This is a genomic window from Thiomonas sp., assembly GCF_054608695.1.
The window spans coordinates 22,224-40,130 of record NZ_JBTRXV010000035.1 but is presented as its reverse complement, the minus strand read 5'-3'; the positions used below and the strand labels follow the sequence as shown (position 1 = coordinate 40,130).

Annotated in this window: 16 protein-coding genes, 1 tRNA gene and 2 pseudogenes; 10 read left to right on the top strand and 9 right to left on the bottom strand. The window is 64.6% G+C overall.

Annotated elements, in window-relative coordinates:
• Positions 1 to 330 precede the first annotated feature (330 nt).
• A pseudogene (gene mdcA / locus ACYCUK_RS12695) lies at positions 331 to 1,930 on the top strand (malonate decarboxylase subunit alpha).
• Between the two features lie 55 nt (positions 1,931 to 1,985).
• Positions 1,986 to 2,186: pseudogene (locus tag ACYCUK_RS12690) on the top strand (biotin-independent malonate decarboxylase subunit beta); the annotation flags it as partial.
• A gap of 58 nt (positions 2,187 to 2,244) precedes the next feature.
• Here the strand turns inward: ACYCUK_RS12690 and efp are convergent.
• Both efp and earP read right to left on the bottom strand, forming a co-directional pair.
• Positions 2,245 to 2,799 carry an elongation factor P gene (gene efp, locus ACYCUK_RS12685; protein ID WP_461595116.1) on the bottom strand — a complete coding sequence of 185 codons (555 nt, stop codon included), beginning with the start codon at positions 2,797 to 2,799 and terminating at the stop codon, positions 2,245 to 2,247.
• Between the two features lie 72 nt (positions 2,800 to 2,871).
• Complete coding sequence (gene earP / locus ACYCUK_RS12680) at positions 2,872 to 4,029, bottom strand: elongation factor P maturation arginine rhamnosyltransferase EarP (protein ID WP_461595115.1); 1,158 nt, start codon at positions 4,027 to 4,029, stop codon at positions 2,872 to 2,874.
• On the opposite strand from earP, the gene ACYCUK_RS12675 reads away from it, so the two are divergent.
• From ACYCUK_RS12675 to pbpG, 4 genes are all read left to right on the top strand, one after another.
• Positions 4,021 to 4,725: a uracil-DNA glycosylase gene (locus ACYCUK_RS12675; protein ID WP_461595114.1), complete on the top strand. Its 705-nt coding sequence runs from the start codon at positions 4,021 to 4,023 to the stop codon at positions 4,723 to 4,725. The genes earP and ACYCUK_RS12675 overlap by 9 nt on opposite strands.
• Before the next feature lie 13 nt (positions 4,726 to 4,738).
• Positions 4,739 to 6,718 carry an excinuclease ABC subunit UvrC gene (gene uvrC, locus ACYCUK_RS12670; protein WP_461595113.1) on the top strand — a complete coding sequence of 660 codons (1,980 nt, stop codon included), beginning with the start codon at positions 4,739 to 4,741 and terminating at the stop codon, positions 6,716 to 6,718.
• A gap of 97 nt (positions 6,719 to 6,815) precedes the next feature.
• Positions 6,816 to 6,890: transfer RNA gene (locus ACYCUK_RS12665), tRNA-Val, on the top strand.
• Positions 6,891 to 6,959: 69 nt separating this feature from the next.
• Entirely contained in the window at positions 6,960 to 8,315 is a 1,356-nt protein-coding gene (pbpG, locus tag ACYCUK_RS12660; protein ID WP_461595112.1) for a D-alanyl-D-alanine endopeptidase, read from the top strand.
• A gap of 14 nt (positions 8,316 to 8,329) precedes the next feature.
• Here the strand turns inward: pbpG and ACYCUK_RS12655 are convergent, their stop codons facing one another.
• Entirely contained in the window at positions 8,330 to 9,139 is an 810-nt protein-coding gene (locus ACYCUK_RS12655; protein ID WP_461595111.1) for an IclR family transcriptional regulator, read from the bottom strand.
• 119 nt (positions 9,140 to 9,258) lie between these two features.
• On the opposite strand from ACYCUK_RS12655, the gene ACYCUK_RS12650 reads away from it, so the two are divergent.
• Both ACYCUK_RS12650 and ACYCUK_RS12645 read left to right on the top strand, forming a co-directional pair.
• Positions 9,259 to 10,002 (top strand): (Fe-S)-binding protein, encoded by a 744-nt coding sequence (locus ACYCUK_RS12650; protein WP_461595110.1) that lies wholly within the window; start codon positions 9,259 to 9,261, stop codon positions 10,000 to 10,002.
• Positions 10,002 to 11,411 carry a LutB/LldF family L-lactate oxidation iron-sulfur protein gene (locus ACYCUK_RS12645; RefSeq protein ID WP_461595109.1) on the top strand — a complete coding sequence of 470 codons (1,410 nt, stop codon included), beginning with the start codon at positions 10,002 to 10,004 and terminating at the stop codon, positions 11,409 to 11,411. The genes ACYCUK_RS12650 and ACYCUK_RS12645 overlap by 1 nt, the downstream gene beginning before the upstream one ends.
• Positions 11,412 to 11,430: 19 nt before the next feature.
• Here ACYCUK_RS12645 and pagP read toward each other — a convergent pair whose 3' ends face one another.
• Genes pagP through aat form a run of 3 tightly spaced genes read right to left on the bottom strand, consistent with a single transcriptional unit; the run spans position 11,431 to position 13,508 of the window.
• Positions 11,431 to 12,000 (bottom strand): lipid IV(A) palmitoyltransferase PagP, encoded by a 570-nt coding sequence (gene pagP, locus ACYCUK_RS12640; RefSeq protein WP_461595108.1) that lies wholly within the window; start codon positions 11,998 to 12,000, stop codon positions 11,431 to 11,433.
• An 18-nt stretch (positions 12,001 to 12,018) separates the two neighbouring features.
• Complete coding sequence (locus ACYCUK_RS12635) at positions 12,019 to 12,765, bottom strand: arginyltransferase (RefSeq protein WP_461595107.1); 747 nt, start codon at positions 12,763 to 12,765, stop codon at positions 12,019 to 12,021.
• A complete protein-coding gene (gene aat / locus ACYCUK_RS12630; protein WP_461595106.1) occupies positions 12,762 to 13,508 on the bottom strand; it encodes a leucyl/phenylalanyl-tRNA--protein transferase in 747 nt (248 codons plus the stop codon). Before aat ends, ACYCUK_RS12635 begins: the two co-directional genes overlap by 4 nt.
• Before the next feature lie 144 nt (positions 13,509 to 13,652).
• On the opposite strand from aat, the gene ACYCUK_RS12625 reads away from it, so the two are divergent.
• Together ACYCUK_RS12625 and hslO are read left to right on the top strand one after the other, a co-directional pair.
• A complete protein-coding gene (locus tag ACYCUK_RS12625) occupies positions 13,653 to 14,216 on the top strand; it encodes a gamma carbonic anhydrase family protein (RefSeq protein ID WP_461595105.1) in 564 nt (187 codons plus the stop codon).
• Between the two features lie 31 nt (positions 14,217 to 14,247).
• Entirely contained in the window at positions 14,248 to 15,186 is a 939-nt protein-coding gene (hslO, locus tag ACYCUK_RS12620; protein WP_461595104.1) for an Hsp33 family molecular chaperone HslO, read from the top strand.
• A 134-nt stretch (positions 15,187 to 15,320) separates the two neighbouring features.
• Here the strand turns inward: hslO and ftsB are convergent, their stop codons facing one another.
• From ftsB to kdsA, 3 genes are all read right to left on the bottom strand, one after another.
• The gene (ftsB, locus tag ACYCUK_RS12615) at positions 15,321 to 15,668 is read right to left on the bottom strand and encodes a cell division protein FtsB (protein ID WP_461595103.1); all 348 of its coding nucleotides are present in this window, start codon (positions 15,666 to 15,668) and stop codon (positions 15,321 to 15,323) included.
• 42 nt (positions 15,669 to 15,710) lie between these two features.
• Positions 15,711 to 16,994: a phosphopyruvate hydratase gene (gene eno / locus ACYCUK_RS12610; RefSeq protein WP_461595102.1), complete on the bottom strand. Its 1,284-nt coding sequence runs from the start codon at positions 16,992 to 16,994 to the stop codon at positions 15,711 to 15,713.
• 70 nt (positions 16,995 to 17,064) lie between these two features.
• A complete protein-coding gene (kdsA, locus tag ACYCUK_RS12605; RefSeq protein WP_461595101.1) occupies positions 17,065 to 17,901 on the bottom strand; it encodes a 3-deoxy-8-phosphooctulonate synthase in 837 nt (278 codons plus the stop codon).
• Positions 17,902 to 17,907 lie beyond the last annotated feature (6 nt).

The window sequence follows — 17,907 nt, the reverse complement described above, 5'->3', positions numbered from 1 at the left end:
GCGCTGCGTCAGCTCGGCTTCGTCCAGGGGCGTGCCGGGCGGCAGTTTCCCGGTGGCGATGTCCTCTTCGATGGACTCGCGCAGGCGATCAGCGAGGGAAATGCTCTTGTCCATGGGTGTGAATGGAATGCTAGCGGGATCGCCCATCATGAAGGCAAGACGCAGCCTGTTGTGTCCTGGAAAACCCCGTATTGCGGATACAGAGATTTGCACAAAGAATGCAGAATCATCTTTTTTGTATTTTACAGGCCCCAACTTTTGGAATCCACGCCTGGATCCGCCTCCTTGGGCCGTCAAGCCACGGGCTGGAACACCCGGCGCGCGGAGAAGATGCGCCGCTTGAGCGCCGTGGCGCATCTGGCGGACGGCTGCATCTTGCCCGCGGAGCGCATGGTCGAGGCGCTGGAGAGCTGCTGCTGGCGCCCGGCGACCGCGTCGCGCTCGAAGGCAACAACCAGAAGCAGGCGGACTTTCTCTCGCGCAGCTTGGCGCAGGTCGATGCCCGCCGCGTGCACGATCTGCACCTGTTGATTTCGAGCATCAGCCGACCCGAGCACCTGTCGCTGTTTGAGCGCGGAATCGCGCGGCGGGTGGATTTCGCCTTTGCGGGGCCTCAGAGCTTGCGCGTTGCCCAACTGCTGGAGGACGGCAAGCTGGAGATCGGCGCGAGATTCACACCTATGTCGAGCTTGACGCGCGCAGGTTCATCGACCTGAGCCCGCAAGTCGCGCTGGTTTGCGCCGAGAAGGCCGACGCGCAGGGCAACCTCTACACGGGGCCGAATACCGAGGACACGCCCGCCATCGTCGAGGCCGCCGCATTCCGGCAGGGCATCGTCATTGCCCAGGTCAATGCATGGGCCGACGAGCTTGCGCGGGTCGACATTCCCGGCTCCTGGGTCGACTTCGTGGTCGTCGCGGACCGGCCGTTCGCCATCGAACCGCTGTTCACGAGAGATCCGCGCCACATCACCGATCTGCAGTGCTCATGGGGATGATGGCCATCCGCGGCATCTACGAGCGCTACCAGGTCACGTCGCTGAACCACGGCATCGGATACGACACCGCCGCGATCGAACCGCTGCTGCCGACCTATGGCGCATCGCTGGGGCTGAAGGGCAGAATCTGCCGCAACTGGGCGCTCAATCCGCATCCCACGCTGATTCCGGCGATCGAGAGCGGCTGGGTGGAGAGCGTGCATTGCTTTGGCAGCGAAGTCGGCATGGAAAACTACGTTGCCGCCCGCTCCGACGTGTTCTTCATCGGCCGCGACGGCTCGATGCGCTCCAACCGCGTGCTGTGCCAGCTGGCGGGCCAATACGGGGTGGACCTGTTCATCGGCTCGACCTTGCAGATGGACGCCGACGCCCATGCTTCGACCGTGACGCTGGGGCGGCTGACGGGCTTCGGCGGCGCGCCCAACATGGGGCATGACCCGCGTGGTCGCCGGCATCCCTCCCCCGCCTGGCTGTTGCTGATCACCGCCGACGCGCCGGTTGTCCGGGGGCGCAAGTTGGTGGTGCAACTGGTCGAGACGTACCAGAAAGGCGGCGTGCCGGCGCTGGTGGAGGCGCTGGACGCCATCGCGGTCGGGGAAAAGAGCGGGATGCCGATCGCGCCGATCATGATCTACGGCGATGACGTCACGCATGTGGTGACCGAAGAGGGCATCGCCTACTTGTAACAAGGCGCAGGGCCAGGAGGAGCGTCGTGCCGCGCTGGCTGCGATCGCCGTCACGCCGATCGGCCAGCGCTCGGACGCTGCCGTGGCGCGCAACCTTCACGCGCGCGGCATCGTCGCCTATCCGGCCGACCTCGGCGTCAGTCCGCTGCAGGCCAAGCGCTCCTTGCTGGCGGCGCGCAGCATCGAGGACCTGGTGGACTGGTCGGGCGCCCTCTATCAACCGCCCTCACGGTTCCAGAACTGGTGAGGCTGCGCATGCTGCGCTCGGCGGAGGCGCTTCGCCTGCCCTTCGCCGACATGGCGCGCGCGGCACCCTGGACGGCCATGCCGCCGTGGCGCTGTCCATCGAAGGCGCATTCCAGGGCGGCAGCATCGGCGAAGTCTCCGGGGCCAAGATCGCCGGCGCGCTGGAACTGGCCTTGCGCGACTGCGAGGCCGCCCGCCCCGTGCGGCCCGTGCTGCTGCTGGAGACCGGCGGCGTGCGCCTGCAGGAAGCCAACCTACCAGCCCGCTCCAACCGGCTCATGGGAAATCTCGGTTGAGTCCTGCGACGGGCCGTGCTCAGACCCGGCCTTTGTATTCGCCGGTACGGGTGTCGATTTCGATCTTGTCGCCGGTGGCAACGAAGATCGGCACCGGGATTTCCACACCGGTGGAAATCTTCGCCGGCTTGAGCACCTTGCCAGAGGTGTCACCCTTCACGGCGGGTTCGGTGTAGATGATTTCGCGCACCACGGTGTTGGGCATTTCCACCGAGATGGCCTTGCCGTCGTAGAACACCACTTCGACGGGCATGCTGTCTTCAAGGTAGTTGATGGCGTCGCCGAGGTTGTCTTTTTCCACTTCGTGCTGGTTGTACTCGGTATCCATGAACACATACATGGGGTCGGCGAAGTAGGAATAGGTGCAGTCCTTGCGGTCGAGCATGACCTGATCGAGCTTGTCGTCGGCCTTGTAGACGACTTCGGTGCCGCCGCTGGTCAGCAGGTTCTTCAACTTCATTTTCACCGTGGCGGCGTTGCGGCCACCGCGGCTGTATTCGGTCTTTTGCACGACCATGGGATCCTTGCCCACCATGATGACATTGCCGGCGCGGATTTCTTGAGCGAGTTTCATAAATCGGGGGAGAACAGGTGTCTGTTGAAAAGTCAACGCATCATTTTAGCCGGGGCGGGCCAAGACAGTTGACTACAGCGGCAGTATGCGAGCCTGAAGGGTGCGGCCAGCGGTCAGCAGCTGGCTGGCCAGATCGGGCTGGCTGGCCAGGCGGTTGCACCAGGTGCGGGCGTGGCGGCGCAGTTGCGGCAATGCGGCGACGAACCCGGACCAGGCGCTGTCGAGATCGAGGTTGCGGTTCCAGGCCGTCCACAGCGGAATGATGGCGTCGCGCACGTCGGCCGGGGCATCCTTGAGATACAGGTCGAAAAAGGCATCGAGCTTCTTGTCATGCGCGCCGTCTTGCTGGGGGTAGATGTGCCACACCATGGGTCGCGCGGCCCACTGCGCGCGCACAAAGGAGTCTTCGCCGCGCACGATGCAGACGTCGGCCGCCCACAGCAGTTCGTCGAAGCGCTCCTGCGGCATGAAGGGCAGGGCGCAGAGGGTGAGGCTGCCGCGCACCGTGGTCTGGCCGGTGAGCAGTTGCATATGCAGCCAGTCGTTGACGGCTTCGATGATGGGGCCGGGACAGATCCACAGCACGGTGGGACGATCGGCTGCGGCCAGGCTTTGCAGCCAGGACTCCATCTTTGCACGCGCATAGCTGAACAGCACCACGGTGGTGGCATGCTCGGGTGGAGGCGGCAGGCTGAGCGAGCGCAGGGCGATGCGGCGGGCGGCGGGCATGGCCTGCCAGGCGTCGCGCCGGGCCAGCAGATCGGCCTCGCGGATCAGGCCGCCGGTCGCCGGGGTGAAGCCGGGAAAGAAGAACAGCTTGTTGATGCCGCCGGGCTGGGGCGACGGCTTGAGGTGGCTGCCTTCGACCCAGGGTTCGGCACTGAGGTGCTCGAGATTGAACCAGCGCAGGCCCTCGGCACCACGCTGCTGGACGCGTTCCAGGAAGGCTGGGGCCAGCTTGCAGCCAAACAACTCGACCACCACGTCGCCGGGTTCGAGCTGGAGTTGGCGGCCCCAGTTGAACACCTGAACGCCGTCCACGCTCTGTTGTGCCAGGCGCGGATTGACCTGCGGGCAAATGACGCGGAAGGTGTTCAAATCATCGACGAACAGCCGCACGTTGCGGCCATGCTCGTGCGCGAGCTGGCGTGCCAGACGCCAGCCCACGCCGATGTCGCCGAAGTTGTCCACGACATGACAGAACAGATCCCAGGTATCCCGTTGGTTCATCAGCTAGGCGGCGCAGGCGCCGTCGGTTCGAAGGTGAGTGTGTACGACGCACATTGTCGTCGCTGTTCACGTCTGGCGGATTTTCGCGATGCGGTGCATGCGCGCCATCCGGGTTACACCTGCCTGCCGGTTCCATCCTTCGGCCCGCTTTCGGCGTCGATGCTGGTGGTGGGTCTGGCGCCCGGCCTGCACGGCGCCAACGCCAGCAACCGGCCGTTCACCGGAGACGGCGCCGGGCCGCTGTTGTACGGCACGCTCACCGAACTGGGTCTGGCGCGGCGCGAGCCGCAGGTGGCCATCACCGATCACCCCTCCAGCATCACCGCGGGCGACGGGCTGGCGTTGCTGAACTGCCGCATCTGCAACAGCGTGAAATGCCTCCCGCCCGACAACAAGCCTCTGCCTGCCGAGGTGCACGCCTGCAACTCCTATCTGGAGGCCGAGATACAGGCCATGCCGCAACTCAAGGTGATCGTCGCGCTGGGCACGGTGGGCCACGGTGCGGTGCTCATGGCTCTGGGCCTGAAGGCGTCCGCAGCCCGCTTCGCGCATGGCGCGCGTCACGAACTGCGCGGCATCACCCTGTACGACAGCTACCACTGCAGCCGCTACAACCAGAACACCGGACGACTCACACCGGCCATGTTCCGCGCGGTGTTCTCCGAGGCCTCACGTGAGGCCGGGGCAGGCCTTTGACCCGTCAAAAAAGATGAACCAGCCACCGGAAATGCCGCGCCCCGCAGCAGACGTCGCCGATGTGGCCGACCCCGAGGCGTTGGCCCGGCAGGTTGCCGCATTGCCTCATCTGCCCGGGGTCTATCGCTATTTCGCGGCCGATGGCACGCTGCTGTACGTGGGCAAGGCGCGCGACCTGAAAAAGCGCGTGTCCAGTTATTTTCAGAAAGACCACGGCGGCACCCGCATCGGCCATATGGTGTCGCGCATCGCGCGGCTGGACACCACGGTGACCGGCTCCGAAGCCGAGGCCCTGCTGCTGGAAAACAACCTGATCAAAACGCAGGACCCGCGCTACAACATTCTGTTCCGCGACGACAAATCCTATCCCTATCTCAAGCTCACCACCGGCCATGCCTTTCCGCGCATGGTGTATTTCCGTGGCGCGGTGGACCGCAGGCATAGCTACTTCGGGCCGTATCCCAGCGCCTGGGCCGTCAAGGAAAGCATTGCCTTGCTGCAGAAGGTCTTCCTGCTGCGCACTTGCGAAGACACCGTGTTCGCCAACCGCAGCCGACCGTGTTTGTTGCACCAGATTCATCGCTGCACGGCCCCTTGCGTGGGGCGCATTTCGAGCGAGGCTTATGCCGCAGACGTCGCCGCTGCAACGCGTTTTCTGCGCGGCGAGCATGACGGCGTGCTGAAGGATTTGGAGCTGCGCATGCACGACCTGGCCGAGCATCTGCGCTTCGAGGAGGCGGCCGTGGCGCGCAACCAGATCACGGCCCTGTCGCGCGTGCTGCACCAGCAGAGCATGGAGGTGGGCAGCGATCAGGATGCCGATATCCTGGCTGTGGTGCTGCAGGGTGGCCGCGCCTGCGTCAACCTGGCCATGGTGCGTGGCGGCCGGCACCTCGGCGACCGTGCCTACTTTCCCAGCCATGTGCGCTGGCTGGATGTGGCGGCGCCGGGTGAGGTTGGCGCAGCGTCTTCCGAGGCACCGTCCCCGGAGGAAGCCGACGATGGTTCCACTGAGGTCTCGAACAACATCGCCGCCTTGCGGGCCGTGCTCGATGCCTTCGTCGCCCAGCATTACCTGGAGTTGCCGTTGCCGCCGGTGCTGGTTTGCAATGTTCCCGTGGATGCCGATTTGATGGCGACCTTGCAGCAGCACAGCGGCCAGCGTTGCCAGCTTGTGACCGCACCGCGCGGCACGCGCCGGCGTTGGCTGGACATGGCGGCGCAGGGCGCGCAACTGGCGCTGGCGCGGCTGCTGGCGGAGGAGGGCGCGCAGCACCACCGCACCCGTGCGCTGGCGGATGCGCTCGGCCTGGATACGCAGGATCTGGACGCTCTGCGCATGGAGTGCTTCGACATCAGCCACACGGCGGGTGAGGCGACCCAGGCCTCCTGCGTGGTGTTCCAGCACCATGCCATGCAGTCGTCGCAGTACCGCCGCTACCGCATCGACGGCATCACCCCGGGCGACGACTACGCCGCCATGCGCCAGGTGCTCACCCGCCGCTACGCCAAGCTGGCCGAGGCGGCCGAGACCCAGCTGGCCAAGCTGCCCGATCTGGTGCTGATCGACGGCGGCCGTGGCCAGGTGTCCGCCGCGCGCGAGGTGTTCGAAGAACTGGGCCTGGACATCGCCCGCCTGGTGGGCGTGGAGAAGGGCGAGGGCCGCAAGGTTGGCCTGGAGGAACTGGTGTTCGCCGACGGACGTCCCAAGGTGACGCTGCCGCCCGACAGCCCTGCGCTGCTGCTGGTGGCGCAGGTGCGCGACGAGGCGCATCGCTTCGCCATCACCGGCATGCGGGCGCAACGGGCGCGCACCCGGACCGGCAGCTCCAAGCTCGAGGACATTGCCGGCATCGGCCCCAAGCGTCGCGCGCGCCTGCTCTCGCGCTTCGGCGGAGTGCGCGGCGTCGCCACCGCCAGCGTCGAAGACTTGATGACGGTCGACGGTATTTCACGCGACTTGGCGCAGAGCATTTATGCCGCCCTGCATTGAACTCCGGATGCGCCACTTCGCGCGTTTTCCCAGGGAAGCGAAGAGCCGTTCTCGGGTTGCCCGTAAGCGCATGACCCTGTGGCATAATTTCACGTTTGGGTGGTTAGCTCAGCGGTAGAGCACTGCCTTCACACGGCAGGGGCCACAGGTTCGATCCCTGTACCACCCACCAGAATCAGCAAAACCCATCAGGGTCAAGCAGGTCAACGGCCACACGCGGTGGCCGTTTTCTTTGGGCGCCGTGTCCGAGCCGAGCGGCGATGCATGTCTTCCTTGCCTTGTCCGAGGACGAATCACAGGTCGAAGCGATCTGCTCAATTCTGGATTCACCTCAAGTCCAAGGTGCAAACTTTTGATCTTGCATCCATTTTTGGGTTTTGTTACGCTGCGCGCTAACCCACGCCATTCACGCCATGCGCCCCCACTTTTGCTCCAAACGTCCAAACAGGGGGTTGCTGTGTTGCTGTCGCTGATGCTTGTGTTCGCCTTGTTCGTGACGGGCGCAGGCGCTGCGTTGGCGGCTGATCGAGACGGGTCGGTTTCGGCGTCTGGCAAGACCAGCAAGGCAATGCCTCATCGCCTGATCCCAAAGAAGCCTTTGGCGAAGAAGCGGCCCGTGGCGCTTGTCAAATCGGCCAAGCGCGGCCGCGTGCACGTTGTGCTGCCAGCACAACGCAACAAGACTGTAGCGCGCGTGAAAACGGCGCGTCACGTGCAAGCTACGGTTCGGCGCGTTGTTGCCGATGAGCCCATGTCCAGAGCCAAGCTGGCGACGTCGGATGATCCGATTGCTTTGCGTTCCGGCTCTGCTCTGGTGATCGATGCGCAGACCAATCAAGTGTTGTTGAGCAAGAACGCGATGGATGTGCGCCCCATTGCATCGCTCACCAAGTTGATGACGGCCGCGGTGATCCTCGACGCACATCTGCCCATGGGTCAGATCATCGAAATCACGGATGCGGACATCGACACGCTGAAGTGGAGTAGTTCTCGTCTGCGTCCCGGCATGAAGTTGAGCCGTGAAGAGCTGCTCAAGTTGGCCCTGATGTCGTCCGAGAACCGCGCCGCCCATGCGCTGGCGCGCACCTACCCGGGCGGCATCGACGCTTTCATGCTCGCCATGAACCACAAGGCCCAGTTGCTGGGCATGACCCAGACCCGCTATATCGACCCGACCGGGCTGTCGCCGCAGAATGAATCCAGCGCGCACGATCTGGCGCTGTTGGTGAAGGCGGTCTACGCCTACCCCTTGATCCGCGAGTTCTCCACGCACGAAAAAAGCACCGTGGACGTGGGCCATCGCCAGCTTCAGTACCGCAACACCGATCACCTGATTTTCAACCGCGGCTGGGACATCCTGCTGCAAAAAACCGGCTACATCAACGAAGCGGGTCATTGCCTGGTGCTCAATGCCGTGGTGCAGGGGCGCAAGGTCATCGTGGTTCTGCTCGATGCCTGGGGCAAATACTCCCATTTTGGCGACGCCGAGCGCATCCGCAACTGGATGGAAACCTCGGGGCGTACCGTGCTGACACGGACCGACCCCTTGCCGGCCGATTCCTCCGTGCGACTGATCCGAACCTCGGTCAACGAGTAAGCCTCAGGCGAGCCCTAAACTCGACGAACCACGGTGCCGCCGTTCTTGGGCCTGTACCCGAGCGCAGCGGAAATGTTGGCCGCCGTATCCATCACCTTCTCGAGCCAATCCTCCTGCAGCCGGTCGGCTGGTGCCGAGAGCGACAGGCCGGCGACCAACTGCCCGGAGTCGTCGTAGATGCCGGCGGCCATGCAGCGCACGCCAAGCTCCAGTTCTTCGTTGTCACGCGCATAGCCCAACTGCCGCACGCGCGCCAGTTCGCCTTCCAGTTGCGCGGCGTTGGTGATGCTGTTGCGGGTGTGGCCAACCAGGCCGGTTCGCAAGGCGTAGGCCTTGACGCGCAGCACATCATCGGAGGCCAGGAAGAGCTTGCCGACCGAGGTGAGATGCAAGGGCGCATGCCCCCCCACGGTACGCACCACCTGCATGCCAGAGCGCTCGCTGTAGGTCCGTTCGATATAGACGATCTCATCGCCCTGTCGCATGCTGAGGTTCACCGGCTGATGCGTCAGTCGGTGTAATTCCCGCATGGGGCCCAGCGCCACGTCGCGCACACTCAAGCGCGCTTTCACCAAGTTGCCCAATTCCAGCAGGCGCATGCCGAGTTGATAGACACCGGGTTCGCATCGATCGATCAAATGCCCCATGGCCATATCGTTCAGAATCCGGTGGGTGGTGGAGGGATGCAGTCCCGTACGCTCGGATATTGTTTTCAGCGGCATCGGCTCCGAGTGCGCGGCCAAGACATCCAGGATGGCGAACATGCGCTCGATGACCTGGATGGTGGGCTGTTCGCGGTTGGCGCTGGTGGATGAAGGCTTCATGGCCTGCATTTTAGATGGCGAAATGGGAGCCTGTCATCCGAAAAGAAGGCCGTTCCGCCCCGATATGCCAGTGCGGGTGAACCTTGCCCATCGCCAATGCCGACACCGATAATGACCTCATGCGACCCAAAGTAGGATTGTTCATCACCTGTCTGGCCGACGGCATGCGGCCTTCCATTCCGTGGGCAGCCACGCGCTTGCTGGAGCATGCGGGTTACGAGGTTGTCGTGCCCATGGACCAGACCTGCTGCGGTCAGCCGGCCCATAACTCGGGCGATGCACACACTGCGCGCTTGCTGGCGCAGAAGTTTCTGGACGAATTCGAGGCCTTCGATTTCGTTGTGGCGCCATCCGGCTCCTGCATGGGCACCATCAAGACGCATTACGCCGATTTGTTCAATGGCCATTCCGACCTGCTGCGCCGCTACGAGCGGCTCCAGCCGCGTCTGTACGAACTCACCGATTTTCTGACCCATGTCGCCGGGCTGAAAAGCCTGCCTGGCGCCTACAGCGGACGGCTCACCTACCACGACAGTTGCTCAGGCCTGCGTGAACTTGGCATCAAGCGGCAGCCGCGCAACTTGTTGGCGCTGCATGCCGGCGTTGAACTGGTGGAGCTTGAGCAGTGCGAACAATGCTGCGGCTTTGGGGGCGCCTTCGCGGTGAAATACGGCAACATCTCGGCGGCCATCGCCGATGACAAATGCGCCCATATTCATGCCAGTGGTGCCGAGGCGGTGGTGATGGGTGACCTGGGTTGCATGCTGCACATCGAGGGTCGTCTGCGCCGTATCGGCGACACCCAAACCCGGGTGTCGCACATCGCCGAAGTGCTGGCAGGCACTGAACCCGGAGACGCATGATGCAAGTGCAGAGCATGCATTTCAAAGCCAGGGCCGGGGCAAAACTGGCCGATCAGCGATTGCAGCAGAACCTGAAAAAGCTCTCGGCCAAGTTCGTCTCGGGGCGCTCGGCGGCTGTGGCCGCATTGCCCGAGTTCGAGGCCATTCGTGCGGCTGCCGTGGCGCGGCGCGACCATGCCCTGGCCGAGTTGGACGTCTGGCTGATGCGCTTCGAGGCCGAGGCCACGCGCCGGGGCGCCACCGTGCTATGGGCTGCGACCCCGGCCGATGCGGCGCAGTTGGTGGTGGACATCGCGCGCAAGCATGGCTGCCGATCGGCCATCAAATCCAAGTCCATGGTGACCGAGGAAATGGCGCTCAACGCCGCCTTGCAGCAGGCCGGCGTGGGCGTCACGGAGACGGATCTGGGCGAATACATCCTGCAGATCAACGACAACGAGGCACCCTCGCACATCATCGCCCCCGTGGTGCACAAGGACAAGGACGAGATTGCCGATTTGTTCGCGCGCGTGCACGACAAGCCGCGCAAGACCGATATCCCCGACATGGCGCGGGAGGCGCGTGAAGTGCTGCGCGAGCGGTTCCTGCAGGCCGATCTGGGCATCACGGGAGGCAACTTTCTCATTGCCGAAACCGGCTCGGTGGCGGTGGTCACCAACGAGGGCAACGAAGGCATGTGCACCATTCTTCCACGGGTGCATGTGGCCATCACCGGGATTGAAAAGGTGCTGCCGACGCTGGAAGACTTCGCCGCGGTGCTGCGTCTGCTGCCGCGCTCGGCCACCGGGCAGACCATCAGCAACTATGTGTCCTTGCTCACCGGGCCGCGCGCCGAGGGCGAGCCGGATGGCCCCGAGCAGATGTATTTCGTGCTGCTCGACGGCGGCCGCAGCGAGCTGCTGGGCGGCGAGTTCCAGGAGATGCTGCGCTGCATTCGTTGTGGTGCCTGCATGAATCACTGCCCGGTCTACCAGAAGGTCGGCGGCCATGCTTACGGCTGGGTGTACCCAGGGCCCATGGGTTCGGTGCTGACCCCCAATTTCGTGGGGCTGGAGCAGGCGCTGGATTTGCCTCACGCGGCAACGCTTTGTGGTCAGTGCGCGGTCGTCTGCCCCATGAGCATTCCCTTGCCGGACTTGTTGCGCAAGCTGCGCGAGAAGCAGTTCGAGCGCGATTTGCATCCTCGTTTCGAGCGCCTCGCACTGCGGGTCTGGGCGTTTGCCGCGCTGCATCCCAGGCTTTACCGCCCCACCAGTGCGGTGCTGGTCTGGATGCTGGCGCGGGTGGGCGGCTCGCGCCAGCGCATCGAGCATCTGCCACTGGCAGCGGGCTGGAGCCGCTACCGGGATTTGCCAACGCCCGCAGGCGGTTTATTCCGCAATCAATTCGCCCGCCGCGGGCCGCGTTGAGCGCACTCAGGCGCCGGTTTCAATAGGCGTAGCGCAAGAACAAGAAGGCGACGTTGCCGTTGTTGGGCGAACCGTTGAAGCGGGGGATGAGCACGCTGTAGAGCGTCAGGTCGCGATAGCCGACGGACAGCAGCGGCAGTGCGATCGGGATGGGAAAATTCTTGGCAAGATCCGCACGCGAGGTGATGGCTGCGGTGTAGCCAGCTCCGAGCTTGAAATCGCCGTCGAAAGGGCGCCACTGCCATTGCTTCGCATAGCCAATCACAGGCTCTGCATTCCAGTGGGAATCGGAAAACACCATGGCATAGACCATTTGGTCGTTGCCATGGGCATCCTCGATGTGTTTGCCCCAGCCCAGGCCCCAGGCGCGGCTGTTGAGTTCAGCACGTTTGGCGGCGGTGTAGGTACCCGGATCGTGCCAGGTGTAGCCAGAGACAAAGGCGTCGGACGTGCCGTTGTCGTAGATGTTGCTGAGGTTGGCGCCGACGCCGTCAGCCCAGCTTTTGACGCTGCCCAGCCCGAAGGCGTGACTGGAAGGAGGGAGCAGGAAAACGATGCTGAACAGGATGGCTAGACAGGCGCGAGGCATGGGCTGGGAGTGCTGCGGTCAAGGCGCGGATTCTAGCCAGCGGCCATCGCTGAAGGCCTCGTTGGGCCGGAAGCGCGATTTGTAGGCCATTTTCTCGCTGGCGGCGATCCAGTAACCAAGATAAGCATGCGGTAAATGCATGGCCCTGGCCTGCATGATTTGCCACAGCACGTTGTAAGTGCCGTAGCTGGCCCCGGCATCGTCAGGTTCGTAGAAGGTGTAGACGGCCGAAAGCCCATCGCACAGCAGGTCGACGATGGACACCATCTTGAGCGTGCCGCGCTTGTCGGTTCCCGGCGCGGGCTTGCGGAACTCCACCAGACGCGTGTTCACCCGGCTTTGCAGCAGGAACTGGGTGTACTGGTCGATGCTGTCCTGGTCCATGCCGCCGCCGGCATGGCGCCGCGCCTGGTAGCGCAGATAAAGCTGGTAATGCTCGGGCACGAAGCCGAGCTTGAGCACAGTGGCCTTCAGACTGGCGTGTCGCGCCCAGACCCGGCGTTGCGTGCGGTTGGGGGTGAAGCGCTGCGCCAGCACCCGCAGCGGAATGCAGGCCTTGCAGTTGTCGCATTGCGGCCGATACGTGAACAGCCCGCTGCGGCGAAAGCCGGCTTGCACCAGGTTGGTGTAGACATCGGCGTGGATGAGGTGGCTGGGCGTGGCCACTTGCGAGCGCGCCTGCAGCCCGGGCAGATAGCTGCAGGGGTAACTGGCAGTCGAATAGAACTGCAGTGTGGTGAACGGAAGTTCTTTCGGATGGGTCACAGCCAGGGGGCGCAGTCGCGCTGGAACTGTGACCGATCATACTGCCATGAAGGCGGGCCGGGCTTGACCAGGGCCTGCCCGAGGATTTGCAGAAACACCGGCCGCGGCCAGGGCCCGGCCCCCATGTTCGCGAGGTGCGAGGTCTGTTGCTGGCAGTCGATGGGGCCGAGTCGATGCCGCAGGCAAAAGCCGCACAAGGCCATGAGCAGAATCTTGGAGCCATCGCTCACGCGGGTGAACATGGATTCACCGAACACCATCCCGCCGCGCGCCACGCAATACAGCCCGGCGACGAGTTCGCCGGCGCACCAAAGCTCGAAGCTGTGCGCCTGCCCGCGCGCATGCAGCGCGCTGTAAGCGTCGACGATGGCGGGCACGATCCAGGTCTCGGCCGTATCGCGGCGCGGGGCGGCACAGGCCAGCATCACACGCCGAAAGTTGCGGTCGACATGCAGGCTGTAATCCGCGTTGTCCATCACGCGCCGGGCCGATTGCCGCAGCGAACGCCGCACCTTGAGATCATGGGGCGCGAGCAGCATGCGTGGGTCGGGGCTCCACCACATGGGGGGCTCGCCTGGACCGAACCAGGGGAAAATTCCCTGGCTGTAGGCGGCCTCCAGGCTGTCGGCATCGACCCGCCCGCCAACCGCCAGGAGCCCCGGAAACGGAGCCTCTGCAGGCAGTGCCTGATCGGCCGGCGGGAACGGATCGCCGGGTCGTAAACGGACGAGGGGCCAGTTCATCGGGGGGCGGGATTTGCCGGATTCCGGCGCCGTGCGCAGCAGGCGGGTATCAGGCGGGCAGACAGGGCGTGCATGCACTATTCTCACTTGAAGTCCAAGATTTGGAATCCCGTTCCTGCCACCCATTGGTTCACACCGTCAGCCATGTCGCTCTACCAACTTGAAAACATACGCCCCGAGGTGGCCGCCGATGCCTTCGTTGCCGGCACCGCGCGGGTGATCGGCCGTGTCAAGCTGGGTCTTGGCGTCAGCGTCTGGTATGGCGCCGTACTGCGTGGCGGCAACGAACCCATCGTCGTTGGCGACAACAGCAATGTGCAAGAAGGCGCTGTACTGCATACCGACCCCGGTTTCCCGCTGACGGTTGGTGCAGGGGTGACCATCGGCCATCAAGCCATGCTGCATGGCTGCGCCGTGGGCGCGGGCAGCCTCATCGGCATCCGGGCCGTGGTGCTCAACGGCGCTCGCATCGGCCGCAACTGCCTGGTGGGCGCTGGGGCGCTCGTGACCGAGGGCAAGGAGTTTGCGGATGCGATGCTCATCCTCGGCTATGAGCGATCCGCTCGGCCGCCCGAAGGAGAGCGACGTCCCTCCCGGAGGGACCGCGCGCAGCGCGAGGGTGCAAACATGAGCGATCCGCTCGGCCGCCCGAAGGAGAGCGACGTCCCTCCCGGAGGGACCGCGCGCAGCGCGAGGGTGCAAACATGAGCGATCCGCTCGGCCGCCCGAAGGAGCAAAGATGAGCGACACGCTGTTCAAGTTCATGCTCGGGACTGGTCATGTACGTGGCGTGGTGGTGAGGCTGCAGTCGACTTGGCAGGAGATGCGCCGGCGGCGTCAGCACGATGCGCTGGTGCAGAGCCTTCTCGGGGAAATGACCGTGGCCTCGGCCCTGTTGGCTGGCAGCTTGAAGTTCGATGGCACCTTGATTCTGCAGATTCAGGGTGATGGCCCGCTGCAACTGGCCGTGGCTGAGTGCCAACCGGATTTCGGCCTGCGCGCGACCGTCAAAACCGAAGGGCTCTCAGCGCAGGCGGCGAGCTTGCCCGAACTCGCCAACGCCCATGGCCTGGGGCGCTGCGTCATCACCTTGGACCCGCGCAACAAAATGCCCGGCCAGCAACCTTACCAGGGCATCGTCTCGCTGGCCGATGCCGACGGCGAGGCGCTGGGCAGCATGGCCACGGTGCTGCAGCAATATCTCGCCCAGTCGGAGCAAATTCCGTCCTGGCTCATCTTGGCCAGCAACGATGAGGCGGCCTGCGGCTTGCTGCTGCAGCGCATGCCGGACTCAGGCGGCAAGCTGGGCGCTGCGAGCAGCGAGGAGCAGGCCGACGAGGATTTTTCGCGGGCCGTGCACCTGGCGTCCACGTTGTCGCGCGATGAGTTGCTGCGGGGCCTGCCCGAGGAACTGCTGCACAAGCTGTTCTGGCAGGAAGAGCCGCGTGTGTTCAACCCCCAGGCGCCGCATTTTCACTGCACCTGCTCCAAGCTGCGGGTGGCCGACATGCTGCGCATGCTGGGCCAGGGTGAGGTCGAGTCCGTGCTCAAGGAGCAGGGCGAGGTCGATGTGACTTGCGAGTTCTGCGGGGCTCAATATGCGTTCGACCTGGTGGACGCAGCCCAACTGTTTCGCCCCGAAGTCAACCAGCCTCCGGCGCCACCGCAGCGGCAATAGCTGCGGTGCGGAGCAGATGCTCTCCAGCTCGTTGCGGGCGATGCCGACTGCGGCCAGCGCGGCGGCCATGACCTCCAGCCAGGTCGCGGCTGTGACCTGCAGCGTGGCCTACAGCGCGCGTGCGGCGCACGGCATCAGTGCCGCGGCTTGGGTTTGGCGGTATTGGCGGCTGGCTGCGAGCCGGTGGGCGAGGTCGGCGGCAGTGGACTGGAGGCTGGCAGCACCTGCACGAAGATCTCATCGGGCTTGACCATGCCCATCTCGCGCCGGGCGCGATCCTGCACCGCCTGCATGCCATGGCGCAGATCGTGCGCCTCGTCTTCCAGGCGCTGGTTCTGTTGGCGTGCCTGGTCGTTGGCCTGGTGCTGGGCCTCCAGGTTGACGCGCAGTTGCCGCACCTGCGGCCAACTGCGTTCACCGAACCACAGCGGCCACTGCAGCAGCAGCAGCACACCCAGCAAGAGCATGGTGACCCAGCGCATGGCTCGCACGTCCGACGCCGTTGTTGCTGGCTGCAGCCGTGCTCAGCGCAGGTTGTAGAACGTGGCGCGGCCGGAAAAGCGTGCCACGTCGCCGAGGTTTTCCTCGATGCGCAGCAGCTGATTGTACTTGGCGATGCGGTCCGAGCGCGACAGCGAGCCGGTCTTGATCTGCCCGGCATTGGTGGCCACGGCGATGTCGGCAATCGTCGTGTCCTCGGTTTCGCCCGAGCGGTGCGAAATCACCGAGGTGTAGCCGGCGCGCTTGGCCATCTCGATGGCAGCAAAGGTCTCGCTCAGGGTGCCGATCTGGTTGACCTTGATCAGGATGGAGTTGGCAATGCCCTGCTCGATGCCGCGCTTCAGGATTTCCGTGTTGGTGACGAAAATGTCGTCGCCGACCAACTGCACCTTCTTGCCCAGCGTGGTGGTCAGGTGCTTCCAGCCGTCCCAGTCTTGTTCGGCCAGGCCGTCCTCGATCGAGACGATGGGGTATTTGCCAATCCAGCTTTCGTACAGGGCAACCAGCTCGGCGCTTTCCAGCACCAGGCCCTCGCCTTCAAGGTGGTATTTGCCATCCTTGTAGAACTCGCTCGCCGCTGGGTCCAGCGCGATGGCCACCTGCTCGCCGGGTTTGAAGCCAGCTTTTTCGATGGCCTCGACGATGAGTTGCAGCGCTGCCTCGTGGCTTGCCACGTTTGGCGCAAAACCGCCTTCATCGCCCACGGTGGTGGGCATGCCGCGGTGGTGGATGATGCCCTTGAGCGCATGGAACACCTCGGCGCCGTAGCGCAGCGCTTCGCGGAAATTGGGCGCGCCCACCGGCATGATCATGAATTCCTGCATGTCCAGGGTGTTGTTGGCATGGGCGCCGCCGTTGATCACGTTCATCATCGGCACCGGCAGCTCGCAGGCCGAGAAGCCGCCGAGGTACTGGTACAGCGGCACGCCGGCTTCTTCCGCCGCCGCCTTGGCCACGGCCATGCTCACCGCCAGCAGCGCGTTGGCGCCGAGGCGCGACTTGTTCGGGCTGCCGTCGAGCTCGATCAGGGTGCGGTCGAGGAAGGACTGTTCGGACGCGTCAAGGCCCATCACCGCCTCGGTGATTTCGGTGTTGATATGTTCGACGGCGCGCAGCACGCCCTTGCCGCCATAGCGCTGCACATTGCCGTCGCGCAGTTCGACCGCTTCGCGCGTGCCGGTGGACGCGCCCGAGGGCACGGCGGCGCGGCCGAGGAAGCCGGTTTCCAGCACCACATCGCATTCCACCGTGGGGTTGCCCCGGCTGTCGAGAATTTCGCGGGCGTTCAGGTCGACGATTGCACTCATGGGATCTCCAACGTTGTTCGGTTTCGGGGGTTACGAGGGGGTCTTGGCCACCGCGCCGCGGTGACCCGGCTCAGCGCAACTGATCTTCGAGATAGCCGCGGCGCTTGACCACGGCGTCGAGCTCTTTCAGGCTCTCCAGCAGGGCGCGCATGTGTTTGAGCGGCACGGCATTGGGCCCGTCGGACAGCGCATGCTCGGGGTCTGGATGGGTTTCAGCGAACAGGCCGGAGATGCCCGCCGCCACCGCGGCTCGTGCCAGCACCGGCACGAACTCGCGCTGGCCGCCGGACTTGTCGCCCATGCCCCCGGGCTGCTGCACCGAGTGCGTGGCGTCGAACACCACCGGGCAGCCGGTGTCGCGCATGGTGGCCAAGGCCCGCATGTCCGACACCAGGGTGTTGTAGCCAAAGCTCACGCCGCGCTCGCAAGCCATGATCTGCTGGTTGCCCACGGCGCGTGCCTTGTCCACCACATTCTTCATGTCCCAGGGCGCGAGGAACTGGCCCTTCTTGATGTTCACCGGCTTGCCCTGGCGGGCGACGTTCTGAATGAAGTTGGTCTGGCGGCACAGGAAGGCCGGGGTCTGCAGCACGTCCACCACGGCGGCCACATCGGCCAGCGGCGTGTCTTCATGCACGTCGGTGAGCACCGGCACGCCGATCTGCTGCTTCACCTTCGCCAGGATGCGCAAACCCTCTTCGATCCCCAAGCCGCGGAACGACTTGCTCGACGAGCGGTTCGCCTTGTCGAACGAGGACTTGAAGATGAAGGGGATGCCGAGGTCGGCGCAGATGGCTTTGAGCGTGCCGGCCGTGTCGATGGCGAGTTGTTCGCTCTCGATGACGCAGGGTCCGGCGATGAGGAACAGCGGCTGCTCGGGGCCGACTTCAAATCCGCAGAGTTGCATGGTGCT

Excerpts from the sequence above, each read along its gene's own strand:
- eno (WP_461595102.1), bottom strand. The coding sequence starts at position 16,994 with ATGAGTGCAATCGTCGACCTGAACGCCCGCGAAATTCTCGACAGCCGG.
- uvrC (WP_461595113.1), top strand. The coding sequence starts at position 4,739 with ATGAACCAGCCACCGGAAATGCCGCGCCCCGCAGCAGACGTCGCCGAT.
- hslO (WP_461595104.1), top strand. The coding sequence starts at position 14,248 with ATGAGCGACACGCTGTTCAAGTTCATGCTCGGGACTGGTCATGTACGT.
- pagP (WP_461595108.1), bottom strand. The coding sequence starts at position 12,000 with ATGCCTCGCGCCTGTCTAGCCATCCTGTTCAGCATCGTTTTCCTGCTC.
- ACYCUK_RS12645 (WP_461595109.1), top strand. The coding sequence starts at position 10,002 with ATGCAAGTGCAGAGCATGCATTTCAAAGCCAGGGCCGGGGCAAAACTG.
- ACYCUK_RS12625 (WP_461595105.1), top strand. The coding sequence starts at position 13,653 with ATGTCGCTCTACCAACTTGAAAACATACGCCCCGAGGTGGCCGCCGAT.
- ACYCUK_RS12655 (WP_461595111.1), bottom strand. The coding sequence starts at position 9,139 with ATGAAGCCTTCATCCACCAGCGCCAACCGCGAACAGCCCACCATCCAG.
- earP (WP_461595115.1), bottom strand. The coding sequence starts at position 4,029 with ATGAACCAACGGGATACCTGGGATCTGTTCTGTCATGTCGTGGACAAC.
- aat (WP_461595106.1), bottom strand. The coding sequence starts at position 13,508 with ATGAACTGGCCCCTCGTCCGTTTACGACCCGGCGATCCGTTCCCGCCG.
- ftsB (WP_461595103.1), bottom strand. The coding sequence starts at position 15,668 with ATGCGCTGGGTCACCATGCTCTTGCTGGGTGTGCTGCTGCTGCTGCAG.
- kdsA (WP_461595101.1), bottom strand. The coding sequence starts at position 17,901 with ATGCAACTCTGCGGATTTGAAGTCGGCCCCGAGCAGCCGCTGTTCCTC.
- efp (WP_461595116.1), bottom strand. The coding sequence starts at position 2,799 with ATGAAACTCGCTCAAGAAATCCGCGCCGGCAATGTCATCATGGTGGGC.
- ACYCUK_RS12650 (WP_461595110.1), top strand. The coding sequence starts at position 9,259 with ATGCGACCCAAAGTAGGATTGTTCATCACCTGTCTGGCCGACGGCATG.